The organism is Ilumatobacter sp., assembly GCF_049588435.1.
Taxonomy (GTDB): domain Bacteria; phylum Actinomycetota; class Acidimicrobiia; order Acidimicrobiales; family Ilumatobacteraceae; genus Ilumatobacter_A.
In genome coordinates this window covers 1-2,510 of record NZ_JBAVYV010000585.1, presented here as the reverse complement: position 1 = coordinate 2,510, position 2,510 = coordinate 1, and the positions used below count along the sequence as shown (strand labels likewise).

The following is a 2,510-nucleotide window of genomic DNA, read 5'->3' as shown; positions in this document are numbered from 1 at the left end:
TCGTGAAGCTGCTCCCATTCGTGCTGTGTCTCGTGGTCCTGGTGTGTGTCGTCTACAACATCGAGCACCTCCTGCGAACGAGCGCGCTCGCCGCAGGGCTCGCCGCCGTGGGGGCGGTCCCAGACTTCTCACGGTCGGTCGGCCTCGGCGTCGCCGAGATGGTCGTCGCGGGACTGCTCGCGATCGTCACCGCAACGGCACTCACCGGCCGCTATCGCGCCGGCCCGGCGACGATCGCACCCCGGCAGTCCGATCCGGATCCGGCCGATGGGCCTCCCATCGTGTTTACTCCGATTCCGGTGAGCGGCGCGGCCTCCGACCGGGAGATCGTCGGCACCCCGACGGGACCCCCGCTCGAGTTTCCTCCACCCTCCGACTGACGATCTGGTCGGGCGGGCGGACCTGGCCGTTATCGTCTCGGCCGTGTCCGACGCCCCGAACGACCCCCTCGACCCCAAACCGCCGTCCAACGCGAAGGTGCTGACCAAGCTCCCGAAGGGCGAGCGAGTGGGAATTGCGTTCTCGGGTGGCCTCGACACATCCGCCGCCGTGGCGTGGATGCGCGAAGGTGGCGCGCTGCCGTACACCTACACGGCCGACATCGGCCAGTACGACGAACCCGACCTCGAGAGCGTTCCCGAGCGGGCCAAGCTCTACGGCGCCGAACAGGCACGCCTGATCGACTGTCGCGATGAGCTGGTGCACGAGGGTCTGATCGCCCTCCAGTGCGGCGCGTTCCACATCCGGACCGCCGGGCGCACCTACTTCAACACCACACCGCTCGCCCGCGCCGTGACCGGGACCCTTCTGGTCCGCACGATGCACGACGACGGCGTCGACATCTGGGGCGACGGCTCCACCTACAAGGGCAACGACATCGAGCGGTTCTACCGCTACGGGCTGCTCGTCAACCCGGTCCTGCGGATCTACAAGCCGTGGCTCGACCCCGAGTTCGTCGAACAGCTCGGTGGCCGTCAGGGAATGAGCGAGTTCCTCGTCGAGCGTGACCTGCCGTACCGCGACCCGGTCGCGAAGGCCTACTCGACCGACGCGAACATCTGGGGCGCCACGCACGAGGCGAAGGCGCTCGAGGAACTCGACGAATCGATGGAGCTCGTCTCGCCGATCATGGGCGTCGCCCACTGGGACAGCGACGTCGCGATCGAGACCGAGGACGTGACCATCGGGTTCGAGGAGGGTTGGCCGACCACGATCAACGGAAAGACCTTCGCCTCCGCTGTCGACCTGGTGATCGAGGCGAACTCGATCGGCGGCCGTCACGGGCTCGGCATGAGCGACCAGATCGAGAACCGGATCATCGAAGCGAAGTCGCGGGGGATCTACGAAGGCCCCGGCATGGCGCTGCTCCAGGTCGCCTACGAGCGTCTGCTCACCGCGATCCACAATGAGAACACGCTCGAGAACTACACCTCGATGGGTCGCCGCCTCGGCCGTCTGCTGTACGAGGGCCGCTGGTTCGACCCGCAGTGTCTGATGCTGCGCGAACCGCTGATGCGCTGGGTCGGGGCCGCCGTCACCGGCGAGGTCACCGTGCGGCTGCGCCGCGGCGACGACTACACGATCACGAACACGACCGGCGACAACTTCACCTACGAGCCGAACCGATTGTCGATGGAGCGCGTCGAGGACGCCGCATTCGGTCCGCTCGACCGCATCGGTCAGCTGACGCTGCGCAACCTCGACATCGCCGACACCCGGGCCAAGCTCGACGTCTACCGCAACGTCGGAACCCTCGCCGCAGGCGACATCACCCCCGCCCTCGATCAATCCACCTGACCGACATCTGGTGTCAGGCACCAGATGTCCGGATCCGGGAACCGCGGCGGAAGTCGCAGCGTCAGAAGCACATGACCACACCTCGGATGCACTCTCGATCGATCGTCGTCGCGATCTGTCTCGGGCTCGTCGTCAGCGCCTGCGGCTCGGATGAGGCGAGCGACCAGCCTCCGTCGGCGAGCGACGTCGTCCGCGCCCCTGCACCGAGCCCCACGGATGATTCGGGATCGGTGATCGGGACCGGCAACCTCGGCGGAACGGTCGTCGATCCGCAGCCGTATCCGATCGACGGGATCGACATCGCCGAGTCGTTCCCCGAACAACTGATGGTGCGCTTCACCAGCGGGGACCCGAACTGCACCGCTGCCACCGCGACGGCCACCGCCTCGGGCGACACGGTTCTGGTGAGCCTCGCGGTCGGGATCACCGAGGACGCACTGGCCAAGTCCTGTGTCGCCGATGAGTTCGAACAGGTCGTGTCGATCGGGCTGGACGAAGGACTCGACGGCCGCCAGGTCGTCGCCGCCGACGGCTGAGTTGCCGCTGGATCAGGCGTGCTCGGCGAGCGGCGGCTCGACGGGCATGCGACCGACGAACCGCTCGAGGAACGCCGCGAACTGCTCGCGCTCGGACGCATCGAAATCGTCGAGCACGTCCTCGAGCCAGGCGCGGCGCGCCGTCACGAGTTTCTGCCGGGCCGCGCGTCCGGACGG

At 67.8% G+C, this 2,510-nt stretch carries 3 protein-coding genes; all 3 read left to right on the top strand.

What is annotated here, in order from left to right:
- Positions 1 to 380: hypothetical protein (locus tag WBV89_RS21970; protein WP_423983464.1), on the top strand; the 380-nt coding region annotated here is incomplete at its 5' end.
- A gap of 43 nt (positions 381 to 423) precedes the next feature.
- Entirely contained in the window at positions 424 to 1,797 is a 1,374-nt protein-coding gene (gene argG / locus WBV89_RS21965; protein ID WP_423983463.1) for an argininosuccinate synthase, read from the top strand.
- Positions 1,798 to 1,868: 71 nt separating this feature from the next.
- Positions 1,869 to 2,333 carry a hypothetical protein gene (locus WBV89_RS21960; RefSeq protein WP_423983462.1) on the top strand — a complete coding sequence of 155 codons (465 nt, stop codon included), beginning with the start codon at positions 1,869 to 1,871 and terminating at the stop codon, positions 2,331 to 2,333.
- Positions 2,334 to 2,510: the final 177 nt, after the last annotated feature.